This window comes from Bacillus pretiosus, from assembly GCF_052947655.1.
Genome location: NZ_CM129593.1, coordinates 4,724,768 through 4,748,324, shown reverse-complemented (window position 1 = coordinate 4,748,324; position 23,557 = coordinate 4,724,768). Strand labels below are relative to the sequence as shown.

Genomic DNA, 23,557 nt, shown 5'->3' with positions numbered 1-23,557 from the left:
GTGTTCTAAAAGCGTGCATTTTATACTTAAAATAACAAACTATTTTTGGAGTGAATACAAATGAGCCAATTTTCTTTTACAAAAATGCATGGTCTTGGCAATAGTTATATATATGTAAATATGTTTGAAGAACAAATTCCTGAAGAAGATTTAGTTCTTGTGGCGGAAAAGGTTTCAAATATTAATACTGGTATTGGAGCAGATGGAATGATTTTAATTTGTCCATCTGACGTAGCTCCGGTGAAAATGCGCATGTTTAATAATGATGGTTCAGAAGGAAAGAGCTGTGGTAACGGTTTACGCTGCGTAGCGAAATATGCGTATGAGCATAAACTAGTAGAAGAAACAGTTTTCAAAATTGAAACGTTAGCTGGTATTGTAACAGCGGAAGTAACGGTAGAAGAAGGGAAAGTTACATTAGCGAAAATCGATATGGGAGCACCGCGTTTAACACGTGCAGAAATACCGATGCTTGGTGAAGGTGAAACACCATTTATTCGTGAAAACTTCTTATACAATAATCATCGTTATGCATTTACAGCTGTTTCAATGGGGAATCCGCATGCGGTTATTTTTGTTGATGATGTAGAGCAAGCACCTCTTACAACACTTGGTCCAGTCCTGGAGACACATGAAATGTTCCCAGAGCGAGTAAATGTTGAATTCGTCGAAATTTTGAATGATGCAGAGATGAACTTCCGTGTTTGGGAACGTGGATCTGGTGTAACACAAGCTTGCGGAACAGGGGCGTGTGCTGCAGTTGTAGCCTCTATTTTAAATGGGAAAATGGAACGTGGTAAGGAAATTATAGTTCATTTAGCTGGTGGCGATTTAATGATTGCATGGACAGAAGAAGGTAATGTGTTAATGAAAGGACCAGCGGAAGTAATTTGCCGCGGAGTGTATGAGTACAAGATAGAAGCGTAAAGATGTATAATAGAATGAGAACAGAAAGGATGGTGTATTTCATGATTGAAGTAACAGAACAAGCAGCTTTTCAAATTAAAGATATGTTAAAAGATGCTGAAGATGGAGAGAAGTACGTGCGCCTTGCTGTACATGGCGGCGGATGTACTGGCCTTTCTTACGGCTTAGGATTTGAAGTAGAACCAAAAGAAGACGACACAGTTCTTGAATTTTTCGGTGTTGAATTTGTTATCGATACAGAAAGTGCTCCAATTGTTAAAGGAGTAAAAATTGATTATAAACAATCTATGCTTGGCGGTGGATTCACAATCGACAATCCAAACGCAATCGCATCATGCGGATGTGGATCATCTTTCCGTACAGCGACGAATGCTGGTAAGCCGGAAGAGTGCTAGTACGAAAAAGTGCGTCAAATCAACGTTTTTAGTATCGAGATATTAGCGTGAAATCTTTTCGTAAATATGAAGCGTATAGGGTGAGGATGGAGAATTGAGGGCGGTAGATAACGTTCGAAATTCGACCATACACAAGTAACTAAGTGTATCTACGTAACCCTACTGCGCATCTATAAGGATTAATAATACCGACCCTTCTTGACGGTGAATTACAAAATTCATTCGTTGAGGGGGTTTTTTTATTGGCATTAAAACGTAAGAAGAAGCGAGCTGAGCGCACTACGCACAAGTCGTACCCTAAGATAACCTTACGGCAAGCTCTCGATATAGCGATAGCAGGTAAAAAAGCAGAGGGTCTGCGAGAACGAACGCTAACAGACTATATGAAGATGTGGGGCTATTTTACCGATTGGCTTGCAGAAAATTATTCCGATATAGATTATGTTAACGAACTTACAGCAGATATTTTCCGTAACTATATTAACTATTTACAGTACGATGCCATACGTTACGATGGTCACAAGTTTATTACTAATCGAGAAGAAAGAGGGTTAAAAGAAACGACAATTAATATAAGGCTGCGTACTTACCGCTCAATGTTGAATTAATTAGAGCGTGAAGAGTTAATAGAGTACAATCCGATGGACAATGTAAGATTGTTGCGTCAAGACATAGACCTTACGAATTGTTTAACAGAGGATGAAGTAAAAGCGGTCTTAGCGCAACCTAATCAACGAGATTATGTAGGTTTTCGAGACTTTGTAATTATTAATTTGTTATTAGATAGCGGGTTACGTATTAATGAGGCTCTTAATTTACGAGTGGAAGAGATTGATTTTAAAACACGCTTTATAACGTTGACGGGTGAACGGAATAAAAACCGCAAACCTAGATATGTACCAATATCGGCATTTGTTGCGAAGCTCTTACTACAGCTTATCGAAGAGAATAGGGCGCATTTTAAAACAGACCGCATATTCCTTTCTTGCTTCGGTGAGTTACTAGGAGCGAATCATTTTAATAAGCGCTTAAAGTATTACGCAGAAAAGGCAGGTATTAAAGGTAAGAAGGTAACTGCGCATGTTTATCGTCATACGTGGGCTAAAAATATGATTTTAAACGGCTGTGATCCATTTACATTACAGAAAATAAAAGTAAAATCTTAGTGCAGTCGCAGTAAGATTCGGACTAGCTGTATTTGCGGCAAATATTACAGATATGATAGGTGCTTGGCGAAAGCGGAGAGGGAAATAAAAAAAAGCGGCGTTTATACGTCGTTTAGTTAATTGTATTATCTGTTTCTTTAATCTCATCATATGGCTCATGCACGTATTGAAAACCGTATCCCGCTTCTACAAGGACTTCGTCAACCTTTTCTAAAAACTCTTTGCCCCATTTAGTGCAACGATGTTTACCGTAGATTTTAATAACAAAATTATACCCTTTTACTTCGGGATATCTTTCGTAAACTTCTTCACTTTCTATAAAACCTAAATACAAATTGATTTTTTCTTGCAGTAACTCAATATGTTTTTCTTCATCAGTCCAGTCTAATTCATCAGCAATGACTAAATAGGCTATTTTTTCTTCTTGATTGTAGCCCATAAAGTCAACTTTTTCTAATTCATATAAAGACATAAAAACACCTCTTATCTATTGTTTTCTTCTAATTCCAACTGTTGCGCCGTGTTCTTCAATTTCGGGAATCGCAATTTTTTGTTTTTTAGTAAGGGGAGCAGTTGGCGAACCTTTTGCTTCAACTATTCTTATATCTTCTAAATCTTTATTCGCCCCTAGAAAATCAAGCCTTGTCTTTGTCCCTGTTTTATTAGTCTTTAAAGTTATTTGTTCTACTACTGTATCTACTTCTTTTGAGAAGTCCTTATATACTTCTTTTTCAAATGCTCTCCCAGTTGCTTGATTTATTCCTATTTGTACCTGTCTTTGGGCTTTTACTGCTTCCGCGGTCTTGTCTATCTTTTTCGCAGTATCTACGGCATCAGCTACCTTTTTGGCACCTTTAACTACTTTTATTCCTTTTCCTAGCGGAGTAAGACCCGCAAAAACCATAACACCAGCGCCAGTGCGATCCCACCACGAAAGTTTTTCGCCAGTGTCAGGATCAACACCTTCCATAACGCGTCGCACATCGTATTCACCCGATAGCTCGCCCGCTAAGTCTCTAGCAGCTTTCTTTAAACTATCGTCACCTTTTTCCGAAGAAGATGCACTAGCTGCGGTCTCACCTTCAACTAGATTGCCGTCGTACTCAGCATCTGCCGTGCGGAATTTTTCCGCAGCTCTTTCTAGTTCGTCAGCTATTTTATCGAATTCCATTAAAACAGTGAACATTTTCGGCTTAGCTTCGTTAAACATTTGATAGAAATGTTGACTGGTTGCTCCTATCCAGGTCGCGGCAATGTGTTCTGTTTGATTATATAAATCGTTATGTATCTGTTCTAAGGTGTACCGTACGTCCTTTACTGTCTTGGCTGCTTGCTCTAAACGTTCAGGTGTTACTTTTATTTGTACCATACCATCCCTTCTTTTCTTAATATTTTTACAAGAAAATTATACCATATATATGCATTGGTCGATGTGTGATAAAAGGACATATTTGCGGTATGTAATGAAAGTTATCGAAAGCTATGAAAAGCTATTAATTTGCATTCGAATGTAATAGAATGTAGCGTTATCTACCATTTGATGTGTGGAGGAAGTTAGCGTTTTATATTTATGTGTAGCGAAAGTTGGTAAAAGTTATCGAAAGCTATAAAAGGTTAATTGATGTAAACTCGTATAATATTTTCGATGAAATAGCGAACCCCTTGCGACTGTAATGTTTACGATGATTTACGTGTAACTCAAATGGTTACGGAAATTTACAAAATAAGCGATGTCACGGGGGGAAATATCGTCAGATTGGCGTGTGTGTAGCGCTGTGGTTGGCGGCTATATAACTGCTGCTCGTTCTGCTGGAGGGAGGTCTTAAAACTCACGGGGTTTATTCTTTACGTACCTAATCATAAAAAAAAGACACCGCCAATTACTGCGCTGCCTCGTATTCTTTTATCTTCTTATAGAACGTTGCTTTCTTCATATTAACAGCCGCCATAAACTCGACTGCTTTTATCTTTCCGCCTTTCCAACCGCAGTATAAGTTATCCCAGTTTTCGGGAAGTGCCATAACAGGACGCCCGAGGTGTTTTCCCTTCGCTGCTGCTGCGTCGATACCTTCACGTTGACGCTCTTTTATCGTTCTTCTTTCTTGTTCTGCGATAGATGTATAAACCTCGATAATAATATTATTAATCATATCAATAACCCAGTCTTGACCCGCTGGTATGTCTGCCATAGTCGTAGGTAAGTCGATGATTTTAACACGAATCTTTTCTTTCTTGAAGTATTCAAGGTATTCTTTTATCTGCGCTTTGTTTCTGCCTAGTCGGTCGATAGATTTTATATAGAGCGTATTACCTTCACGCATTGCTTTAAGCATATTCTGAAAGCCCTCACGCTCGAAGTCCTTACCGCTAGTTGGTTGAGTAAGGAATTATTATTTTTCATCTATTTTCTTACGATTGTTGTCTTTTGCATAATTAGAGGTTGGTTTATGTGTATGAAGAATTTTAATGAAGTAATAGCAACTCATCCAAGTTTAGAATCCGTACTCATTCCAATTGGTGATGGGATGACGGTTTCTAAAGTGAAGAAATAATTATTATCTTACAAAAGTGTAATGTTCATGTCATGTTTTTGAATTTCTTCTTTAAAGCTTAGGCTTTAAGATAACAATATAAGAAAAACACATGAGGTGAAGGAAATGAAAAGATATATTGCACTTTTTAGCATTTTAGTTGTATTTGCAAGCCTATTAGTTGGTTGTGATTTAAATCGTATGGGTAAAGATGAGTATTATGTTCAAATTACAGTAGATGGAAAAGAGTATAATGGTAAATCTGATAATGGTGAGCCGTATAAAAATTACGAATATAAGTTAACTGGATTTGATAAAGAAGGTAAAGAGAAAGAATTAGAATTTACTGCACAAAAAAACTTACGTAAAGATGCATTCTTACGTGTATATCACTCAGATAAAAAAGGTGTAACAGCTTGGGAAGAAGTAAAGAAAGATGAGCTTCCTGCGAAAGTGAAAGAAAAACTAGGCGTGAAATAAGACAGAAAAAAGGAATTGACGAATAGGGTCAATTCCTTTTTATATTCTCAAAATCCTCTTCTGAAATGACTTTAAATCCATGTCTTTTGAATAAAGCAGTTGTTACCCCGTAACCAGTTTGTTTATTCCCGTTAAATTCTCCAGTGTAAATCGTAGAACTACCACAAGATGGACTGCGTTCTTTCAAAATAATATATTCTGGGTGTAAACCTTTCATTTGTTCTAGAGCTTTATAAGCACCGCTCACGAAAGCTGCTGTGACATCTTCACCGTCTTTTGTCACCACTTTTGCTTTTCCATCTAAAACGTCATCGCCATTCCCCCCAATAATTTCAGCTGAAGGACGAGGCGTTGGTAATCCTCCTAATACTTCAGGACAAATGAGGACTGTATCTTCTTGTTGCAGTAGCTCCTCTATTTTTGAAACGAGATTGTCATTTCCATCATACCGACAAGCGATACCACCTAAACAAGCGCTAATTACGATCATATTGTCACCTCCAAAAAAATTTAAAATATCCCGCCAATTTTTCTTCCTGACTCTTACCTATAAATGAGGTGATAAAAATGGGAAGCTTATATAATTTAATGAAACCATATAGTGAATTTCGAAGTAAAGAAGAGTTTAATACATATCAAAAACAAGTTTTGAAGTGCTATCGATTTGAATTAAATAAAACGGATACAACCATCATTCATTTTTTAGGGAAGTATGCGGTGAATGAGAAACAAAAAACAGTGGGAGTTGCTTGTCCGTTAATGGAGACGATTGCTACGAAAGTTGGAAAGAGCATTCGTACAGTACGCCGTTCAATTGCAAAGTTAGAGGAACTAGGAATTATAAAGCGTGTTGCGACAAAAGAAAGACATAAGCGCGGCGGATATAGTGCGAACTTATATGTATTTCTTACATCTGCAATTGACCGCATGGATGACCGTATGAAACTGTCCGCATGTGAAAGTGAGGATCGTGTAGATGGCTGTAGTAAAAATGAGCAAAAAAGTGAAGGGGAAACAATTTTTTCTAAAAACATTCCACAAATAAAAGAGAATAGAAAAGAAACGTACGAACTTGATGAGACGTATTGCCGTCATGATATACCGAAGCCTTTTATATACGCACTTGTGCCAATGACGCGTAATCCGAAAAAGATTAATATATTTTGGAGTAAGGTGGAACTTGCATATAAAAAGAGCGGGTTACTAGAGCAAGGTGTTTTACTGGAGCAAATATTAGCTGATGAAGAAGTGTATGGAAATTTCATTTGGCGAGTAAAGAGTGTTGTGAGAGCGTATAAATACGGGGAAATCCGTAAAAATGTGAAGGCTCTTTTATATAGTACAGTGCGGGATTTATTTTTAGAAATTGGATTAGAATGGGGAGCAGCCGTGAGAAGAAGTAAGGGGATACCGTTATTTGATCCGTTTAAAAAGGAGCCATGCGTATAACACATGACTCCAAGTAGTTAATCAAACTTTCTTACAACTGGAACACGAATCGCTACAAATAGTACGAAGACGATAACGGCGATTGCACCGCTTTTCATAACGGTTACGATTGGAATTCCTATTGCAAGTGCGATTGATGTGAATGCATAAGAAAGCGGGATAAAGCCCATTGATGAGAGCATAAGTAAACTCATTACGCGTCCCATCATTTCTTCTTTTACTGTCGATTGAATCATCGCCATAAGCGGAACGATAGCCATTGCAATTGTAATACCGTAAAACATGCCAGCTAATAATGCTTGCCAAAGTACGGTGCTAAAGTTGATGGATAAGAAGAATACACCAGACAGTAGCATCATGATAATGCAAAATAGACCGCGTCTGCGATTAATATTTTTTAAACCGACAATGACAGCGCCTATCGCCATTCCGCCTCCTACAGATGCTTCTAAGTAACTAAACTGAAGCGAGTCACCGTGCAGAACATTTTTAACGAAAAGCGGGAAACCGACTTGCATTGGACCGATTAAAAATAAGTTTAAAAAGGCACTACAAATAAGAAAGGTTGAAAGGAATGGTGATTCCTTTACATATAAGATTCCTTCTTTAATAGAAGTGAACATGCCTTTGTCTGTATTTTGCTGTTCTGGCATCGTAAATTGTATTTTTTGAACGAGTATGGCTGCAACGATTAGTAATAAAATCGTGATCGAAAAGATCGTTTCATAGTTCGTAAATTTGATAAGAATTCCGCCAAGTACAGGGCCTAAGATGACCGATGCTTGATTTGACATTTGTGTAAGTGAGTTTGCTTGTGTTAAACGGCTTTTTTCTACAAGTTCAGGCAAGATAGATCCATCAGCTGACCAGAAAAAAGCATCAGCAAGCCCAAAGAATAAAGCGAATAAAGCAAATGTATATAGTGTTACATCACCTACGATGAACCATGTAAGGATGGTTGCGACGAGAATAGCACGAATAATATTAGAATAAAACATAATGTTTTTTTTCGGGAATTTATCAGCTACAGCACCGCCGATAATCATAAAAATAAGCCTTGGAACACTAAGAGCTACGAAAACAACACCGAGTGAAGCCTCAAGGTTTAATGTTTTTGCTATGTACCACGTTTGTGAAAAAGTAAAAAAGGCTAAAGCAAAACTTGAAAAAAGAGTAGCTGCCCAAAGAAAAAGGAAATTCGTATTTTTTAATAACGGTTTCGCATTTTCTTTTAAAGCAGATTTATTTTGTTGTAGTTCCTCCATATTGCTTCCTTTCTATGTGACAAATTTAAACTGAAAAACCTATTAACAATCGTTTTATACAGTTTCTAATATTTCTATACTGCACTTTCTCATTGTAGACAATAATGTTGGGTTTGCACAGTGGCTATTTAACGACAAAAAAGAAGATACCAAAGGGTATCTTCTTTTTTGTCGTTCAGGCTAATGCAATATAAATATCTAATTGTACGTTGTTTGGATCTGTTGCTTTTTCATCATAAAGCTCAAAGTCTGTTGTAAAAGCACGTTTGTTTTCTTTTGACCATTTCCAAATATATTCCCAAGCCTCACAAACGACTTCAGCAACTGGTCCCTTTCTCGTTGTAAATACCGCATACGTAGCGGCAGGTATTGTTAAAATTGTCATATTTTCAGGAACGTCTTCTAATGAAGAAACGGGCATACCGATTGTAAATTGATATGTACCAGTTTCATCTGATTCGTAATTTGAGTAGAAAGCGAATGTTTCTTTCGTTTGTTGATTTGGGATGTGATGCATCATTTGTTCTTGGAAGTATTGGTTCCAAAGCCCTGGAATTTTTCCTTCAGTAGATGCCTCTATTTCATTTGTCGTCGTAATCGAAACGCCGATTGCTTGGAAAGCTTCTTTTTTTACGATAATAGGTTCTTTCATTTTAAAATATCCCCCTTATCAAATAGAACGCTTGTTCTCATTTATTGTAACATATTTTGGAAGGATACGGTAGCACAATAACAAAAGAACTCCTTCACGTAAAAGGAGTTCTTTTCATTTCTATATTAAAACATACTAGAGCTGTGCATCGGTTGAAGTTTTGCGTTTGGATCGAAGTAAGCTTTTGCATTGTTTACTGCTGTTGGTGCTTCACCGAAGCCGCAAGCAATGAGTTTTACTTTTCCTTCATATGTACAAATGTCACCAGCAGCGTAAATACCAGGAATATTTGTTTCCATTTTCGAATTCACGAGAATGCTGTTTTTTTGTATATCTAAGCCCCAATTTTTAATTGGGCCAAGAGAGGAAACGAAGCCATAGTTTACGATGACATCATCCACATCGATGATAATTTTTTCTTCTGTTTTTACATGCTGAAGAACGACTTGTTCAATGTTGTCATCACCAATGACTTCTACTGGTATGTACGGTGTGCTTACTTCTGCACGAGAATTCATTAAGTTTTCTACGCTATGTTCATGTGCACGGAACTTATCACGGCGATGAACGATTGTAACTTTTTCAGCGATCGGCTCTAACATCATTGTCCAATCAACAGCTGAGTCGCCGCCGCCAAATACTACGACGCGCTTACCAGCAAATTTATTCATATCATCAACGAAATAATGTAAGTTTTTCTTTTCATACTTTGCTGTATCTTCTAATTCTAAGCGGCGTGGTTGGAAAGCACCATTGCCAGCAGTAATAATAACTGATTTAGAATAGTGAGTTTGCTTATTCGTAACAAGTTTAAATATACCGTCAGCTTGTTTCTCAAGCGTATCAACAGCTTCTTCTAAGCAAACGGTTGGATCAAATTTTTTCATTTGCTCTTTTAAGTTATCAACTAGTTCTTGTGCGCGCACTTTTGGAAATCCAGCTACATCATAAATGTATTTTTCAGGGTAGAGTGCGGATAATTGTCCTCCAAGTTGAGGTAAGCTTTCAATGATTTTTACACTTGCTTGTCTCATACCGCCATAAAATGCTGTGAACAGCCCTGTTGGACCACCACCAATAATTGTTATGTCGTAAACTTTTTGATTTTCTGCCACTTTCATTCCCCCTATAGATGGAATTTTGATATTGATTTCATATATTGTTCATATGTACACGAAAATCCTGCAAATGATGACACTTTCAAATAAATGATAGCATATTTGAGTTCATAATACTTCTGAAAACGACTGAATTGTGTGTAAGTTTTCGCATAGATGCTTTTTTAATTGTATAAAATATGGTGAAAGGAAAATACATGAAAAAAAGGCTGAAAAACCCTTGAAAACGCTATGTTATTTTAAAATATTGATAATTCTCCAGACGCTTGAATTCTGGAATAAAACCGACTAATATAGGGAAGTATTATGTTAAATTTCTATGACAAAATTCGTACGATTTTTTGACTGCGTTTTGTTATGATATAGAATGTGATAAATTCCACATTCTTGACAAATATAGTTTTTAGTACTTGGTATTATTTTTCATTACTATTATATAAAGAAAAGGGTTGTGATTTGGTGAAGACTCCAAAAATCGTAGTTTTAGGTGCAGGTTATGGCGGGATGATTACGACTGTTCGTCTGCAAAAAGCATTATCTGTAAATGAAGCTGAAATTACGTTAGTAAACAACAACAGCTATCACTACCAAGCGACTTGGTTACATGAGAGCGCAGCTGGTACATTACAAGATGAAAAAATCTGTCTAGATATTCAAGACGTTATTGATACAAATAAAGTGAACTTTGTACAAGACACAGTAGTAGAAATTAAAGCTGCTGAAAAACGCATCATATTAAAAGACGGCGAGCTAGAGTATGACTACTTAGTAATCGGTCTTGGTTTCGAATCAGAAACATTCGGAATTACAGGATTAAAAGAGCATGCATTCTCAATTGCTAACATTAATGCAACTCGTGAAATTCGTGAGCATATGGAAGCTAGTTTCGCTAAATATGCAACTGAAAAACGCGATGAGTTAGTAACAATCGTTGTTGGTGGTGCTGGATTTACTGGTATCGAGTACGTAGGTGAGCTTGCAAACCGTGTTCCTGAACTTTGCAAAGAGTATAATGTACCACGTGAAAAAGCACGTATCATCTGTGTAGAAGCTGCTCCAACAGCACTTCCAGGTTTCGATCCGGCATTAGTAGAATACGCTGTAAAACAACTTGAGAAAAAAGGTGTAGAATTCCGCATCGGTACAGCAATTAAAGAAGCAACTGAAGAAGGTATTATCGTTGCAAATGGTGATGATACTGAATTAATTAAGTCTGAAACAGTAGTTTGGGCTGCAGGTGTTCGTGGTAACGGTATTGTAGAAGAGTCTGGCTTTGAAGCAATGCGCGGACGTGTAAAAGTTGATGAGTACATGCACGCTCCAGGATACGAAGATGTATTCATGGTTGGTGACGCAGCGTTAATCATTAACGAAGAAATTAACCGTCCATACCCACCAACGGCACAAATCGCAATTCAAGAAGGTTACAACATTGCACACAACTTAACTGTGTTAGTTCGTGGTAAAGGCGAAATGAAAAAATTCGCATTCGACAATAAAGGATCTGTATGTTCTTTAGGTCATGACGATGCAATGGGCGTTGTTATGGGCAAAAAGTTAACAGGTTGGAAAGCTTCCTTCATGAAGAAAGTTATCGATAACCGTTACCTATTCTTATTAGGTGGACCTTTATTAGTTCTTAAAAAAGGTAAATTAAAGTTCTTTTAATATATAATAGAAAAAGCAGAAACGGCTAAGAGCTGTTTCTGCTTTTTTCATTTTAAAAATATAGTATAATATATAAAAAGAAAGAATATTCTGTCCGTTCTAGTAGAGGAGGGTATTACATCATGGAGAAGCGAGGGAAAGTATGGCTAGCTGTTGGTGGCTTAGTAGCTACAAAAGATGGCAGGTGGCTGTTCGTTAAGAAAAAATACAGTGGATTAAAGGGGAAATGGTCTTTGCCGGCTGGTTTTGTAAATGAAGGTGAGACGGTTGATGAAGCTGTGAAACGTGAAGTGTTAGAAGAGACAGGTATCGTCGCTCATGTGAAGGGGATCATCGGTGTTCGATCGGGCGTCATTCGCAATGAGATTAGTGATAATATGATTATTTTCCTTTTGGAGCCTGAAGGAGAAAACATTATTGTACAGGAGAAGGAATTGTCTGAAGTAGCATTTTTACATCCAGATACGATTGCGGACGATCCAAATACGTCTCTACTTATCAAATATTTGTTTGAAGGAAGATCAGAACTACATCTTGAGATGAACAAAACATTAGATCCAGGAGAGCAATTTGGTTATACAGCCTATCATGTATTTACGGCGCATGCGAAGGAGAGGGAGAAAGAGTGAGTATACCAGTACTACTTATTTCAATGATGTTATTTTTCATTTTGTTTTTTGGAATTGGATTTTTACTCAACATGATATTGCGAGCGACATGGGTAATGGTTATTGTATATCCGATTGTTTGTATACTTATTATTAATAAGGCGAGTGTGTGGGATTATTTTTCAAAGCCGAAAGAAACATTCTCTTCATTTGGGACAAGTGTATCGCATTTAGGGCAGGCAGATGTGTTTATTCTATCTACTGGATTAGTAGGTGCTGCTTTAGCCGGAATTGTAATTAAGAAACTTCGGAAAAGCGGATATCAAATGTTTTAATCTCCAATTCATTTGGGGATTATTTTTTTGCATATTCCTTCATCGTATAGGGAATGATTAACGATGAAGGAGTGTGGAATATAAAAATGTTAAAACGATATTGTATTCGCATTATGATGACTTGTTTACTTGTATCCGCATTATGCGTAACATGGAATGCTTTCACAGGAGTTTCTTTATTAGAGATTGTAAAGAAATATGAGGGAACGAGTGCAAAAGAAGTACATGCAGCAGAAGTTAAGAGAAATGTTGCTCCGAGTAAAGAAGTGATAAATGCTTTAGAGCAGGCAAACGACTGGTCTAAATATCGTTCAATTGAAATGACTGCAACAGGTTATACGTCGGGAATTGAGTCAACTGGTAAGAGACCGGGACATCCGGAGTATGGTATTACATATTCAGGAGTTAAGGTGAAAAGGGATTTATATTCCACAATCGCTGCGGACTTACGCGTATTCCCAATTGGAACGATTCTATTCGTACCAGGTTATGGGTACGGTGTAGTAGCTGATAAGGGCGGTGCAATAAAAGGAAACCGTCTTGATCTGTATTATGATACGGTGAAAGATGTTTATAGCCAATGGGGTAAGAAAAAAGTGAATGTGTATGTAGTGAAAGTTGGAAATGGTAAGTTTTCAGAAGAAGAGTTAACGATGTTAAATCAAGACGAAACGATGCAAGTGTTTCGTGGTCAATATTTAAAACAAAGATAGTCTAGTGGTAATTACGCTAGACTTTTTTATTTTATAAATAGAAGAAATATGGATTATATAGGATGTAACAGAAGTTAGAATTGTCGCATTTTATCGAAAATAAAGTTATAATAAAGGCAGAGTAGAGAAATTTAGGGGGTCTGAACATGTTTCAAGTACAAAAAGAATTAGCAAGCCATGAAGCGGTAATCGTTGCCTTATTTGAAGAAGAGAAAACGAGTAGTTTTGTACAAGAACTGGACAAAGCGTTTGAAGGACAACTACAAGTTTTATTAGAAGAGAAAGAACTTTCTACGAAGAAGAAAGTTATTTCAAAAGTACATAGTTTAGGAAAAACAAATGTGAAACGTTATTATTTCGTTGGTTTAGGTAAGAAAGAGTCTTACACGACAGAAACGTTGCGTGCTGCTCTTGGTAAGGCGTTTAAAACGTTACAAGCAGCAAAAGTACAAGATGCAGCAATCTTCCTTGATTCTTTCGTAACAGAGAAATTAGATGCGATTGATGTAGCTCATATTGCAGCAGAAGTACAAGGTCTTGGTACATATGAGTTACAAACGTATAAATCAGATAAAAAGGATCGTGTGGAACTAGAGAAGTTCACGGCTATTACAGCAGAAGATGCACAAGAAATTGAAGCTGCATTAACAGTTGGCTACGTACATGGACGTGCAACAAATTCAGCTCGTACACTTGTAAATATGCCGCCAAACGTATTAACAGCAACAAAGCTTGCTGAGTATGCTGTTGAGTTAGCGGAAAAGTATGATATGGATTATAAAGTTCTTGAGAAAGAAGAGATGGAAGATCTTGGTATGGGTGCGTTACTTGCAGTAAACCAAGGTAGTACAGAGCCACCAAAAATGATTGCTCTTATTTATAAAGGAAAAGAAGAGTGGACAGATGTCATTGGATTCGTTGGAAAAGGGATTACATACGATACAGGTGGTTATTCTTTAAAACCACGTGAAGGCATGGTCGGTATGAAAGGTGATATGGGCGGTGCTGCGTCCGTATTAGGTGCGATGGAAATTATCGGTGAACTTCGCCCAGAGCAAAATGTGATCGCTGTTATTCCATCAACTGATAACGTTGTAAGTGGTACAGCATTTAAGCCAGACGATGTAATCACATCTATGAGCGGAAAAACAATTGAAGTATTAAATACAGATGCAGAAGGTCGCCTAGCGTTAGCTGACGGTATTACGTATGCGAAAAAACTAGGTGCAAACTATCTTATTGATGTTGCGACATTAACAGGTGGTGTAATTGTTGCACTTGGAAATCAGACGACAGGCGCAATGACAAACAATGAAGAGTTGTTTGAGCAAGTGCTAGAGGCGTCTATGGAAACAGATGAATCAATTTGGCAATTACCGATTTTTGATCGTGATAAAGAACGTGTTCGAAACAGTAAGTTTGCCGATTTAAATAACTCACCAGGCCGCGAAGGACATGCGGTTATGGCAGGTACATTCTTAGGTGAATTTGCTGAAGATACACCTTGGGTACACTTAGACATCGCTGGAACATCTGAAACGTCAGGAGCGCATGATTTAGGTCCAGCTGGAGCAACAGGTGCAATGGTACGTACACTTGCAACACTTGTTGAACGTTTCGGAGAAGAGTAAGATCCATAAGAGAAGGCTGTTCCAATATTTTGGAACAGCCTTTTTTATTGGTATGATTATTGTCATTTTTTTCGTTAAGTCGATATAATTTCATTTCCTATTGTACTGTTCTATAGGAAAAGATGGACCCTATAAAGAAATCGTATATAACGTTCCGTTTAAAGCGAATGAAGTGCGACCTGTTTCTTCAGAGACAACTAAAATAAGTGCATCGCTTTTTTCTGATAAGCCAATTGCAGCTCTGTGACGTGTTCCTAGTTCAGGATCAACTTCTGTGCTTTTCGTTAACGGAAGAATATTGGCAGCTGAAACAATATGATCATTTTTAACGAGAACGGCTCCGTCATGAAGAGGGTTACCTGGATAGAAAATGGATTCAAGTAACGGTGAGGTTAAATGAGCATGTAATGTTGTTCCAGTTTGAATAAGAGAGTCAAGTGGCTCGTTTCTTTCCACAACAATAAGAGCCCCGTGTTTTCGGGCGCTTAAGTGTTGGACAGTTGCTGTAATAGAATGTGAGCTTTCAGTATAAGGTGATAAATACGCTTGAATATAGTATGTAGCTGCCAATGTTTGTACGTTTGCTAACATATGATGAATATCTTCCATTTTGCACAAAATACATTCATCTTCTTTATCAATTGCTTGTCTCATAATTGATAATTCTTTCTCAGCAATTTCAATCATTTGCTTTGTTTGTATTTTGAGCTCTTCTGACAAGCCCCATTCTTGCATAATCCTCATTCCCTTTAGTGGAGTATTTAACCATAGTGTATACAAATATTCCTAGTAAAATCCTGTTAGATTGTAAAAAATATTGAGATACAGGTTGTTTTTTTCATATAATAAAGGTATGACAAGCGAGAGGAGATAGAAATATGAACTGGAAACAGGAATTTAGTCGCTGGCTTTCCTATGCAGAGTTAGACGCAGAACTAAAAGAACAGTTAGAAAACATGAAGCAAGATGAGAAGAAAATTGAGGACAGCTTTTATAAAAATCTAGAATTCGGCACAGGTGGTATGCGTGGTGAACTTGGTGCTGGTACGAACCGTTTGAACGTATATACAGTTCGTAAAGCAACACAAGGATTAGCGAAGTTTATTGAAAAATTAGGTGAAGAAGCGAAAAAACGCGGTGTTGTTGTAGCGTACGATTCTCGTCATAAATCACCTGAATTTGCAATGGAAGTAGCTGCTACACTTGGTGCACACGGTATCACAACATATGTGTTTGAAAGCTTACGTCCAACGCCAGTGCTTTCTTTCGCAGTTCGTCATTTACATACAGTAAGTGGAATCGTTCTTACGGCAAGCCATAATCCGCCGGAATATAACGGTTATAAAGTATATGGTGAAGATGGTGGGCAGTTGCCTCCAAAAGAAGCTGATGAGTTAATTAGCTATGTAAATGCAGTAGAGGATGAGTTAACAGTTGAGGTTGCTAATGTGGAGCAATTAAAAGCTGACGGTTTATTACATATTGTTGGACAAGAAGTAGATGATGCATATGCAACAGAATTGAACAATGTCATCATTAATAAAGAAATGGTACAAAATGTTGGAAAAGACTTAAAAATCGTCTTTACACCATTACATGGAACATCAAATATTTCTGTGCGCCGTGGTTTAGAAGAAGTTGGATTTACAGATGTAACAGTTGTAAAAGAGCAAGAGTTACCAGATCCGAACTTCTCTACAGTAAAATCACCGAACCCAGAAGAGCATGCAGCGTTTGAGTATGCAATTCGTGACGGTGAGAAGGTAGGAGCAGATGTGTTAATCGCAACGGATCCTGACGCAGACCGTCTAGGCGTTGCAGTTCGTAATCACGATGGTGAGTTCCAAGTATTAACGGGTAACCAAACAGGTGCATTAATGCTTGATTACTTATTATCTCAAAAGAAAGAAAACGGAACGCTTCCAGAGAACGGTGTTGTATTAAAAACAATCGTAACGTCTGAAATTGGCCGTACAATCGCGAAAGCATACGGTTTAGATACAGTTGATACGTTAACTGGATTTAAATTTATCGGTGAGAAAATTAAACAGTATGAAGAAAGCGGACAATACGAATTCCAATTCGGTTATGAGGAAAGCTATGGTTATTTAATCCGTCCATTCTGTCGTGATAAAGATGCAGTACAATCTGTTCTATTTGCATGTGAAGTAGCTGCATACTACAAATCACAAGGTAAAACGTTATACGATGGTTTATTAGAAGTATTTGAGAAGTACGGTTTCTTCCGTGAAGATCTTGTATCGTTAACGTTAAAAGGAAAAGATGGAGCGGAACAAATTCAAGAAATGATGGCAACATTCCGTGAAAATCCTCCGAAAGAAGTAGCGGGCTTAACAGTTGTAGCTGTTGAAGACTATAAAGCGAGCATCGTTACATCTTTACAAGATGGACATAAAGAAGAGATTCACTTACCGAAATCAAATGTGTTAAAATATCAATTAGAAGATGGTTCTTGGTTCTGCCTACGCCCATCTGGAACTGAACCGAAGATTAAGTTCTACTTCGGTGTTCAAGATAATTCTTTACAAAATAGTGAACAAAAGTTACTTACTATTAAAGAAGATATTATGAATCGTTTATAATATAAAGTAATTTTAAGTAGTAAGGAACGAAAGGGAGTGAAACCTCCCTTTTGTTTTATGTAAGGAAATAATCGTTATTGATTCTGACAGAAGAGAGGGTATTTTGTGATGAAAAAAGTAAGAAAAGCCATAATCCCAGCAGCTGGATTAGGAACACGTTTTTTACCAGCTACAAAAGCAATGCCAAAAGAAATGTTACCGATAGTAGATAAACCAACTATCCAATACATTGTAGAAGAAGCAATAAAATCAGGAATCGAAGATATTATTATCGTTACTGGTAAAACGAAGCGCTCTATTGAAGATCATTTTGATAATGCATTTGAGTTAGAGCAAAACTTATTAGAAAAGAAAAAGTATGAGTTACTTGAAAAAGTACAGGCTTCTTCAAAAATGGTAGATATTCACTATATCCGTCAAAAAGAACCAAAAGGATTAGGACACGCTGTTTGGTGTGCACGTAAATTCATTGGTGATGAGCCATTCGCTGTTTTATTAGGTGATGATATCGTTCAAGCTGAAAAACCATGTTTACGTCAATTAATTGAAGAATATGATAAAACGCTTTCTTCTGTTATTGGTGTACAAACGGTTCCAGAAGATGAAACACACCGTTATGGAATTATCGACCCATTAGAGCAGGAAGGACGTCGTTACCAAGTTCGCAATTTCGTTGAGAAACCAGCAGCAGGTACAGCACCTTCAAACTTAGCAATTATGGGACGTTACGTTTTAACACCTGAAATCTTCATGTTCTTAGAACAGCAACATGTTGGTGCTGGTGGTGAAATTCAGTTAACAGATGCAATCCAAAACTTAAACGAAATTCAACGTGTATTTGCTTACGATTTCGAAGGAAAGCGCTACGACGTAGGTGAAAAGTTAGGATTCGTTCAAACGACAATCGAAATGGCTCTGCGACACCCAGAATTACGTGATGACATGGTTCCAATGATGCAGAAAATTTTAGAAGAACACACGAAGCAACAGTCTTAATATAAAAAAGGAGTTATTTCAGTGTACTGAAATAACTCTTTTTTATTATGAAATCGTCGAATGAGAATGCTGATAAGCGGAACGACGTACAGCATAGTATATGCGAGGTGCGATAATAGCACCGATAATGGTAAATGCAATATCTTTTACTGCGAACCACATCATAATCATCCAAGCCGCTTTATAACTCATATTACCACCCATGAAGAAATTGACTGCCCCGTACATATAAGTAGTACCGATAATATACGTTAAAATGATTCCTGTGAAAGAGGCAATTGCAAATGTACTGAATGTTGGTCGTTCTTTTTGTTCTACTAGTTTTCCGGATACGTAAGCAACGATAATAAATGCAATAATAAAACCACCAGTAGGATCTAAAAGCGCTCCGAATCCAGCTTTGAAGTTAGCGAAGATTGGTGCACCAGCTAAGCCAACGAGCATATACACAGTCATTGATAATGCGCCAAGTCTACTTCCAAGAAGAAGCCCTGCTAAAATTGCGAAAAATGGTTGCATAGATAATGGGATACCCGCTACTTGCAGGAATGGTGCCCAAGATACAATATTTGCACCAATGGCCATAAGAGCGACGAACATGGCAGCTAATGCTAAATCTAAAACATGAAATCTCCTCATAATGTTAACCTCCTGTTGTTTTTAGGTTAACATTATCGTAGCGAAAATATTTACTTGTTGTCAATCAAAATATTTTGATAAGAAGGCTTCAAATACTCTCTTAGCAACGTATACGGAATACGAAATTGAGGGATTCCGCTTGAATAAGGAGCAATCTCATATAAAGGGAAATAAATGACGAGATTGTCCGGTTCTAAAAAGAAGTGGAACTTTTTCGTGCTCATGACCTTTTCAGTTGCATCGGGAAAATAAATACTTTCATTTTGTTTAATTTGTCTTACAATCTCAGCACGGATTATTTCTTTATATTTATCTTCTGGTTGAAATAGATCGTCTAAGTGTAGTAACTTTTTTTCTTTTAAATCAAATGTGTTTGCCTTCCACTTATAAAGACCGTGTGCTCCGCCTGTATATTGATAGTAATTCACATATAGGCTGAGCAACGGTGGTTTATTTAGGGAGACTTTATAATCAACATTCGCCACGTACGGATGAAAAGGTGTACTAGATCCTTCTGTTTCTTTATAATATTTTTTTGCGTCTTTTTCTAATTTTGTTTTAAATTTGTCAGTAGATTTTTTGTAATAGAAATTGAGCTTATTTTGAAATTTAGAATCGGGAAAATTGTGAAACGAAGGTCTGTTAATTTGATATTCTATATAAGGTTTCTTACCTTTTTGTGTTACAGTCTGAACATCGATTGTCAGGTTGGATGCTTTGGCTGCTAGTGCACAATTTGGTACAATAGTCAGCAAGGAGAACATAAGCAGTAATATACAAAATTTCTGTTTCATTTAGGTGAAACCTCCTTATATAAGTGTTATAAGTAGTTTGAAAATAAATAGGTAAAATTATACATTCAATTAAAGTAAGAGAAGGAGGAAACGATATGGGAAAAACTTTAATGGATTCACTTGGAATTGAGTTGTTAGAGATGACAGAAGATAAGGTGGTTGCTACGATGCCTGTTGATGAGCGTACGCATCAGCCGTTTGGTTTTTTACACGGCGGTGCATCTCTTGCATTAGCGGAAACAGTAGCAAGTGTTGGTTCATACAATTTAATTGATCAAGAGAAATGTATTTGTTTCGGTCTAGAAATTAATGCAAATCACATTCGCTCAAAGAAAGATGGGATTGTAACAGCGATCGGAACACCGATACATAGAGGACATTCAACGATGGTTTGGGATGTACGTATTATTGATGAGAATGATGATTTACTATGTATATCAAGATGTACAGTAGCAATTAAAGAAAAACGTGAAAAGTAAAAAGAGGCGGCTCAATAGAGCGCCTCTTTTTTATAATTAGAACTGGATTTTCTTCTCTAAGAAGCCTTTTAGCTCGCTAATTGGCATACGAACTTGTTCCATTGTGTCACGGTCACGTACTGTAACAGCTTTGTCTTCAACTGAGTCGAAGTCGTAAGTGATACAGAATGGTGTACCGATTTCGTCTTGACGACGGTAACGTTTACCGATAGAACCAGTTTCGTCAAAGTCTACCATGAAGTCTTTAGCTAGTTCTGCGAATACTTCAGTAGCACCTTCAGATAGCTTTTTAGATAATGGTAAGATAGCTGCTTTGTATGGTGCTAAAGCAGGGTGGAAACGAAGAACTGTACGAGAATCGTTTTCCAATTGCTCTTCTTCATATGCATCACATAAGAATGCTAATGTTACACGGTCAGCACCTAAAGATGGCTCGATGCAGTACGGTACGTAACGCTCATTCGTTTGTGGATCGATATAGTTAAAGTCTTCGTTAGAGTGTTCCATGTGACGTTTTAAATCGAAGTCTGTACGAGATGCTACGCCCCAAAGTTCGCCCCAACCGAATGGGAATCTGAATTCAATATCAGTTGTTGCGTTACTGTAATGAGATAATTCCTCTTCACCGTGGTCACGAAGACGCATGCTTTCTTCAGTCATACCAAGTGAAAGTAACCAGTTCTTACAAGTTTCACGCCAGAATGCAAACCACTCTAAATCTTCACCAGGCTTACAGAAGAATTCAAGTTCCATTTGTTCGAATTCACGTGTACGGAATGTGAAGTTACCAGGCGTGATTTCGTTACGGAAGCTCTTACCGATTTGGCCAATACCAAATGGAAGTTTTTTACGCATAGAGCGTTGTACGTTTTTAAAGTTTACGAAAATACCTTGTGCTGTTTCAGGACGAAGGAAGATTTCGTTCGTGCTAGACTCTGTAACACCTTGGAATGTTTTGAACATTAAGTTGAACTGACGGATTTCAGTGAACTCTTCACTACCGCAATCAGGACATTTTACTTCATGTTCTTTCATTAAGTCAGCCATTTGGTCGAAAGTAAGACCATCAACAACCATTTCGATGCCTTTTGCATCTAATGCATCTTCAATTAATTTGTCAGCACGGTGACGCGCTTTACATTTTTTACAGTCGATCATTGGATCGTTGAAGTTACCAACGTGACCAGAAGCGATCCAAGTTTTTGGGTTCATTAAAATAGCTGCGTCTAAACCAACGTTGTATGGAGATTCTTGAATGAATTTTTTCCACCAAGCTTTTTTAACGTTATTTTTTAATTCGATTCCAAGTGGACCGTAATCCCAAGTGTTTGCAAGACCACCGTAAATTTCAGAACCAGGGAAAACAAAACCGCGATGTTTCGCTAAGTTTACAACTTGTTCCATTGAATACATAATAAAATCCTCCTTTTGAAAGTTAACGTATTGGCGATGACGTGCTCTGGTACTTGTGAAACGAGCGGTATATGCTTTGAAAAACATAAAAAAAACGCTCATCCCAAGGCTTAATTGCCTAGGGACGAGCGTTTGCCCGCGGTTCCACCCTAGTTGATACACAACAGGTGCATCCACTTTATCACGTATTGCTCGGGACTGCCGTTTCCTTGCGGCATCAGGCTTTCACTATCCCTGAATCGCTTTTTGTGCAAGTACTTATAAGTCCGTCATCGCTACTTATATTAATAATAATGAACATATTCTAACACGTTCTTTTTTAAATCTCAATAGAGGAACGCGTCTATCTATGATAGAGTCTCGCCTATTTTTTCGTTATTTATTCCGTAATTTTGTTTAATGTGCTTAATTGCTTCACGTTTACTAAGGGGAGCAAGCTCGTTATTTTGCACGTATTCCCAAACGACATCGGGCTTCGTTTTTGCATACTCGCGAAGGACCCAGCCAATCGCTTTTTGAATGAAAAATTCTTTTGAAGAATGTAGTTGTCCAATAATCCAGAAAAGAAGTTCTTCGTCCATCTTTTGTTTATATTTTAGCTGGAATAAAATAGCGGCGCGTTGTAACCATATGTTGTCTGATGCAATCCATTTTGGAATATAGGCAGAAATTAATTCCGGATGTTTTAAAAAGATATTTCCTAAAAATGTAGGGACGATGCTATCAACAGAATCCCACCAAGATTTTGTTACAATAAGTTCTTCTAAAAACGGGATATGCGTTTCGTTTATATGCTTTTTATATTTTTGCATAATATCGAGTGCGGCCGCTTGAAATTCACGTTCTGGTAAATCCCAAAGCTCACGTACGATAATTTGAAAGTCTTTTTGATCTGGAAGAGTGTGTATTTGGATAACGTCTTTTAATAACTGTCTTCTTTCAGGTGTTTGAATACCGAGAAATGGGAAGTGGTTTTTCATATAACATGCCATCGGTTCTGCTTTTTCAGGATTTTTATAGGCTGTGAAATGCTCTTGTAATGCTTGTACAAATGGATGCATAAGTGCGTTCTCCTCTCTTATTATCTCGCTCCTATTATTATACAGAGAGTTTGGATAAATTTTAAAACATAACTTGTAAAGTAATGAAATATGTTGAGAGTAGAGAGGAGAGGATAAGATGGAAGATCAAGGCGTACTAGCAGGTTTCTTTGCTCTTAGTTTTGCGTTTATTCTTGTTGTATTGATTTGGGCAATTATTGCGTATTTATTAACGGCTTTTGCACTGTATACGATGGCGAAAAATGATGGTGCAACGGATGGTGCTCTTGCGTTTATTCCTTTTTTAAATAGTAAGATATGGGGTGATTTAGCAAAAGACAAATTACCGGATTTCTTAAAAGAAGAAGCAGGATGGAAAGTATTCGGCATATATGTCGCGTGTTTCATTTTTAACTTCGTACCAATTCTATATTTATTAGCAACAGCTGTATCGATTGTGCTGTCTATTTATCTTATCTACGCAATTTTAGATAGATACGGAACGAATTCTATATTGTTTACGATTATTCATACAATCACATTTTCGGTTTTCTTACCGATTCACTTGTTCATTATTCGGAATGAGCCGGTAAGGTATAACGAGTAGGGATATTTGAAAAATCATTCATATAATTGTATTGAACAAGAAAAAGGG

General features: G+C 37.3%; 25 protein-coding genes and 2 pseudogenes. 15 read left to right on the top strand and 12 right to left on the bottom strand.

The features are described from left to right. Nucleotides 1-60 precede the first annotated feature (60 nt). The 3 genes and pseudogenes from dapF to ACU8YW_RS24630 all read left to right on the top strand — a co-directional run. Nucleotides 61-927, top strand: coding sequence for a diaminopimelate epimerase (gene dapF, locus ACU8YW_RS24640; RefSeq protein ID WP_000077407.1), 867 nt, complete (start codon nt 61-63; stop codon nt 925-927). Nucleotides 928-968: 41 nt separating this feature from the next. Next, nucleotides 969-1,322: a HesB/IscA family protein gene (locus tag ACU8YW_RS24635; RefSeq protein WP_000573830.1), complete on the top strand. Its 354-nt coding sequence runs from the start codon at nt 969-971 to the stop codon at nt 1,320-1,322. A 242-nt stretch (nt 1,323-1,564) separates the two neighbouring features. Further along, nucleotides 1,565-2,473 (top strand): annotated as a pseudogene (locus tag ACU8YW_RS24630) (tyrosine-type recombinase/integrase); the annotation flags it as partial. Nucleotides 2,474-2,600: 127 nt separating this feature from the next. On the opposite strand, the gene ACU8YW_RS24625 reads toward ACU8YW_RS24630, so the two are convergent. From ACU8YW_RS24625 to ACU8YW_RS24615, 3 genes and pseudogenes are all read right to left on the bottom strand, one after another. After that, a complete protein-coding gene (locus tag ACU8YW_RS24625; protein ID WP_087986034.1) occupies nt 2,601-2,960 on the bottom strand; it encodes a DUF6572 domain-containing protein in 360 nt (119 codons plus the stop codon). 15 nt (nt 2,961-2,975) lie between these two features. Further along, nucleotides 2,976-3,857: a WXG100 family type VII secretion target gene (locus ACU8YW_RS24620; protein ID WP_426934193.1), complete on the bottom strand. Its 882-nt coding sequence runs from the start codon at nt 3,855-3,857 to the stop codon at nt 2,976-2,978. 511 nt (nt 3,858-4,368) lie between these two features. After that, nucleotides 4,369-4,857 (bottom strand): annotated as a pseudogene (locus ACU8YW_RS24615) (recombinase family protein); the annotation flags it as partial. 78 nt (nt 4,858-4,935) lie between these two features. On the opposite strand from ACU8YW_RS24615, the gene ACU8YW_RS24610 reads away from it, so the two are divergent. Beyond that, the gene (locus ACU8YW_RS24610; RefSeq protein WP_088064709.1) at nt 4,936-5,040 is read left to right on the top strand and encodes a methyltransferase; all 105 of its coding nucleotides are present in this window, start codon (nt 4,936-4,938) and stop codon (nt 5,038-5,040) included. 105 nt (nt 5,041-5,145) lie between these two features. Next, on the top strand, nt 5,146-5,499 hold the full coding sequence (locus ACU8YW_RS24605) for a YxeA family protein (protein ID WP_088064708.1): 354 nt from the start codon (nt 5,146-5,148) through the stop codon (nt 5,497-5,499). Nucleotides 5,500-5,527: 28 nt separating this feature from the next. Here the strand turns inward: ACU8YW_RS24605 and ACU8YW_RS24600 are convergent, their stop codons facing one another. Next, on the bottom strand, nt 5,528-5,989 hold the full coding sequence (locus tag ACU8YW_RS24600; protein WP_088064707.1) for a 2-thiouracil desulfurase family protein: 462 nt from the start codon (nt 5,987-5,989) through the stop codon (nt 5,528-5,530). Between the two features lie 77 nt (nt 5,990-6,066). On the opposite strand from ACU8YW_RS24600, the gene ACU8YW_RS24595 reads away from it, so the two are divergent. Beyond that, nucleotides 6,067-6,948 (top strand): helix-turn-helix domain-containing protein, encoded by an 882-nt coding sequence (locus ACU8YW_RS24595; protein WP_088064706.1) that lies wholly within the window; start codon nt 6,067-6,069, stop codon nt 6,946-6,948. A gap of 17 nt (nt 6,949-6,965) precedes the next feature. On the opposite strand, the gene ACU8YW_RS24590 is transcribed toward ACU8YW_RS24595, so the two are convergent. The 3 genes from ACU8YW_RS24590 to ACU8YW_RS24580 form a co-directional block, all read right to left on the bottom strand. Beyond that, nucleotides 6,966-8,213 carry an MFS transporter gene (locus tag ACU8YW_RS24590; RefSeq protein WP_046959971.1) on the bottom strand — a complete coding sequence of 416 codons (1,248 nt, stop codon included), beginning with the start codon at nt 8,211-8,213 and terminating at the stop codon, nt 6,966-6,968. 175 nt (nt 8,214-8,388) lie between these two features. Next, a complete protein-coding gene (locus tag ACU8YW_RS24585) occupies nt 8,389-8,865 on the bottom strand; it encodes a GyrI-like domain-containing protein (protein ID WP_060488151.1) in 477 nt (158 codons plus the stop codon). A gap of 125 nt (nt 8,866-8,990) precedes the next feature. Beyond that, entirely contained in the window at nt 8,991-9,980 is a 990-nt protein-coding gene (locus ACU8YW_RS24580; protein ID WP_426934194.1) for an NAD(P)/FAD-dependent oxidoreductase, read from the bottom strand. A 462-nt stretch (nt 9,981-10,442) separates the two neighbouring features. Here ACU8YW_RS24580 and ACU8YW_RS24575 point away from each other — a divergent pair, with 462 nt between their 5' ends. The 5 genes from ACU8YW_RS24575 (at nt 10,443) to pepA (ending at nt 14,938) form a co-directional block, all read left to right on the top strand. Continuing rightward, nucleotides 10,443-11,651 carry an NAD(P)/FAD-dependent oxidoreductase gene (locus ACU8YW_RS24575; RefSeq protein WP_000856605.1) on the top strand — a complete coding sequence of 403 codons (1,209 nt, stop codon included), beginning with the start codon at nt 10,443-10,445 and terminating at the stop codon, nt 11,649-11,651. 122 nt (nt 11,652-11,773) lie between these two features. After that, a complete protein-coding gene (locus ACU8YW_RS24570) occupies nt 11,774-12,280 on the top strand; it encodes an NUDIX hydrolase (protein ID WP_000415296.1) in 507 nt (168 codons plus the stop codon). Continuing rightward, nucleotides 12,277-12,594, top strand: coding sequence for a YuiB family protein (locus tag ACU8YW_RS24565; RefSeq protein WP_000027007.1), 318 nt, complete (start codon nt 12,277-12,279; stop codon nt 12,592-12,594). The genes ACU8YW_RS24570 and ACU8YW_RS24565 overlap by 4 nt, the downstream gene beginning before the upstream one ends. 86 nt (nt 12,595-12,680) lie before the next feature. Beyond that, nucleotides 12,681-13,307 carry a stationary phase survival protein SpsC gene (spsC, locus tag ACU8YW_RS24560; protein WP_000920109.1) on the top strand — a complete coding sequence of 209 codons (627 nt, stop codon included), beginning with the start codon at nt 12,681-12,683 and terminating at the stop codon, nt 13,305-13,307. 146 nt (nt 13,308-13,453) lie between these two features. Then, on the top strand, nt 13,454-14,938 hold the full coding sequence (gene pepA / locus ACU8YW_RS24555; RefSeq protein ID WP_426934195.1) for a cytosol aminopeptidase: 1,485 nt from the start codon (nt 13,454-13,456) through the stop codon (nt 14,936-14,938). A 129-nt stretch (nt 14,939-15,067) separates the two neighbouring features. Here the strand turns inward: pepA and cdaS are convergent, their stop codons facing one another. Continuing rightward, nucleotides 15,068-15,673 (bottom strand): sporulation-specific diadenylate cyclase CdaS, encoded by a 606-nt coding sequence (cdaS, locus tag ACU8YW_RS24550; protein ID WP_070169194.1) that lies wholly within the window; start codon nt 15,671-15,673, stop codon nt 15,068-15,070. Between the two features lie 143 nt (nt 15,674-15,816). On the opposite strand from cdaS, the gene ACU8YW_RS24545 reads away from it, so the two are divergent. After that, a complete protein-coding gene (locus ACU8YW_RS24545; RefSeq protein ID WP_087986045.1) occupies nt 15,817-17,541 on the top strand; it encodes a phospho-sugar mutase in 1,725 nt (574 codons plus the stop codon). A 108-nt stretch (nt 17,542-17,649) separates the two neighbouring features. Next, nucleotides 17,650-18,537: a UTP--glucose-1-phosphate uridylyltransferase GalU gene (gene galU / locus ACU8YW_RS24540; RefSeq protein WP_087986056.1), complete on the top strand. Its 888-nt coding sequence runs from the start codon at nt 17,650-17,652 to the stop codon at nt 18,535-18,537. A 45-nt stretch (nt 18,538-18,582) separates the two neighbouring features. Here galU and ACU8YW_RS24535 read toward each other — a convergent pair whose 3' ends face one another. Beyond that, nucleotides 18,583-19,176 carry a biotin transporter BioY gene (locus ACU8YW_RS24535; RefSeq protein WP_001252151.1) on the bottom strand — a complete coding sequence of 198 codons (594 nt, stop codon included), beginning with the start codon at nt 19,174-19,176 and terminating at the stop codon, nt 18,583-18,585. 50 nt (nt 19,177-19,226) lie between these two features. Continuing rightward, nucleotides 19,227-19,970 carry a DUF3298 and DUF4163 domain-containing protein gene (locus ACU8YW_RS24530; RefSeq protein WP_088064702.1) on the bottom strand — a complete coding sequence of 248 codons (744 nt, stop codon included), beginning with the start codon at nt 19,968-19,970 and terminating at the stop codon, nt 19,227-19,229. A gap of 95 nt (nt 19,971-20,065) precedes the next feature. Here ACU8YW_RS24530 and ACU8YW_RS24525 point away from each other — a divergent pair, with 95 nt between their 5' ends. Then, nucleotides 20,066-20,449, top strand: coding sequence for a hotdog fold thioesterase (locus ACU8YW_RS24525; RefSeq protein WP_000520763.1), 384 nt, complete (start codon nt 20,066-20,068; stop codon nt 20,447-20,449). Nucleotides 20,450-20,485: 36 nt separating this feature from the next. Here the strand turns inward: ACU8YW_RS24525 and ACU8YW_RS24520 are convergent, their stop codons facing one another. Both ACU8YW_RS24520 and ACU8YW_RS24515 read right to left on the bottom strand, forming a co-directional pair. Further along, nucleotides 20,486-21,862 (bottom strand): glycine--tRNA ligase, encoded by a 1,377-nt coding sequence (locus ACU8YW_RS24520; protein WP_000287155.1) that lies wholly within the window; start codon nt 21,860-21,862, stop codon nt 20,486-20,488. Between the two features lie 347 nt (nt 21,863-22,209). After that, nucleotides 22,210-22,923, bottom strand: coding sequence for a DNA alkylation repair protein (locus ACU8YW_RS24515; RefSeq protein ID WP_426934196.1), 714 nt, complete (start codon nt 22,921-22,923; stop codon nt 22,210-22,212). Between the two features lie 118 nt (nt 22,924-23,041). On the opposite strand from ACU8YW_RS24515, the gene ACU8YW_RS24510 reads away from it, so the two are divergent. Then, nucleotides 23,042-23,509, top strand: a complete 468-nt coding sequence (locus ACU8YW_RS24510) for a hypothetical protein (protein WP_000390066.1) — start codon at nt 23,042-23,044, stop codon at nt 23,507-23,509. Nucleotides 23,510-23,557 lie beyond the last annotated feature (48 nt).

What these genes read in the sequence shown, in the direction of transcription:
- dapF (WP_000077407.1), top strand. Translation starts at nt 61, where the DNA reads ATGAGCCAATTTTCTTTTACAAAAATGCATGGTCTTGGCAATAGTTAT.
- ACU8YW_RS24635 (WP_000573830.1), top strand. Translation starts at nt 969, where the DNA reads ATGATTGAAGTAACAGAACAAGCAGCTTTTCAAATTAAAGATATGTTA.
- ACU8YW_RS24625 (WP_087986034.1), bottom strand. Translation starts at nt 2,960, where the DNA reads ATGTCTTTATATGAATTAGAAAAAGTTGACTTTATGGGCTACAATCAA.
- ACU8YW_RS24620 (WP_426934193.1), bottom strand. Translation starts at nt 3,857, where the DNA reads ATGGTACAAATAAAAGTAACACCTGAACGTTTAGAGCAAGCAGCCAAG.
- ACU8YW_RS24610 (WP_088064709.1), top strand. Translation starts at nt 4,936, where the DNA reads ATGTGTATGAAGAATTTTAATGAAGTAATAGCAACTCATCCAAGTTTA.
- ACU8YW_RS24605 (WP_088064708.1), top strand. Translation starts at nt 5,146, where the DNA reads ATGAAAAGATATATTGCACTTTTTAGCATTTTAGTTGTATTTGCAAGC.
- ACU8YW_RS24600 (WP_088064707.1), bottom strand. Translation starts at nt 5,989, where the DNA reads ATGATCGTAATTAGCGCTTGTTTAGGTGGTATCGCTTGTCGGTATGAT.
- ACU8YW_RS24595 (WP_088064706.1), top strand. Translation starts at nt 6,067, where the DNA reads ATGGGAAGCTTATATAATTTAATGAAACCATATAGTGAATTTCGAAGT.
- ACU8YW_RS24590 (WP_046959971.1), bottom strand. Translation starts at nt 8,213, where the DNA reads ATGGAGGAACTACAACAAAATAAATCTGCTTTAAAAGAAAATGCGAAA.
- ACU8YW_RS24585 (WP_060488151.1), bottom strand. Translation starts at nt 8,865, where the DNA reads ATGAAAGAACCTATTATCGTAAAAAAAGAAGCTTTCCAAGCAATCGGC.
- ACU8YW_RS24570 (WP_000415296.1), top strand. Translation starts at nt 11,774, where the DNA reads ATGGAGAAGCGAGGGAAAGTATGGCTAGCTGTTGGTGGCTTAGTAGCT.
- spsC (WP_000920109.1), top strand. Translation starts at nt 12,681, where the DNA reads ATGTTAAAACGATATTGTATTCGCATTATGATGACTTGTTTACTTGTA.
- pepA (WP_426934195.1), top strand. Translation starts at nt 13,454, where the DNA reads ATGTTTCAAGTACAAAAAGAATTAGCAAGCCATGAAGCGGTAATCGTT.
- cdaS (WP_070169194.1), bottom strand. Translation starts at nt 15,673, where the DNA reads ATGCAAGAATGGGGCTTGTCAGAAGAGCTCAAAATACAAACAAAGCAA.
- ACU8YW_RS24545 (WP_087986045.1), top strand. Translation starts at nt 15,817, where the DNA reads ATGAACTGGAAACAGGAATTTAGTCGCTGGCTTTCCTATGCAGAGTTA.
- galU (WP_087986056.1), top strand. Translation starts at nt 17,650, where the DNA reads ATGAAAAAAGTAAGAAAAGCCATAATCCCAGCAGCTGGATTAGGAACA.
- ACU8YW_RS24535 (WP_001252151.1), bottom strand. Translation starts at nt 19,176, where the DNA reads ATGAGGAGATTTCATGTTTTAGATTTAGCATTAGCTGCCATGTTCGTC.
- ACU8YW_RS24530 (WP_088064702.1), bottom strand. Translation starts at nt 19,970, where the DNA reads ATGAAACAGAAATTTTGTATATTACTGCTTATGTTCTCCTTGCTGACT.
- ACU8YW_RS24525 (WP_000520763.1), top strand. Translation starts at nt 20,066, where the DNA reads ATGGGAAAAACTTTAATGGATTCACTTGGAATTGAGTTGTTAGAGATG.
- ACU8YW_RS24520 (WP_000287155.1), bottom strand. Translation starts at nt 21,862, where the DNA reads ATGTATTCAATGGAACAAGTTGTAAACTTAGCGAAACATCGCGGTTTT.
- ACU8YW_RS24515 (WP_426934196.1), bottom strand. Translation starts at nt 22,923, where the DNA reads ATGCATCCATTTGTACAAGCATTACAAGAGCATTTCACAGCCTATAAA.
- ACU8YW_RS24510 (WP_000390066.1), top strand. Translation starts at nt 23,042, where the DNA reads ATGGAAGATCAAGGCGTACTAGCAGGTTTCTTTGCTCTTAGTTTTGCG.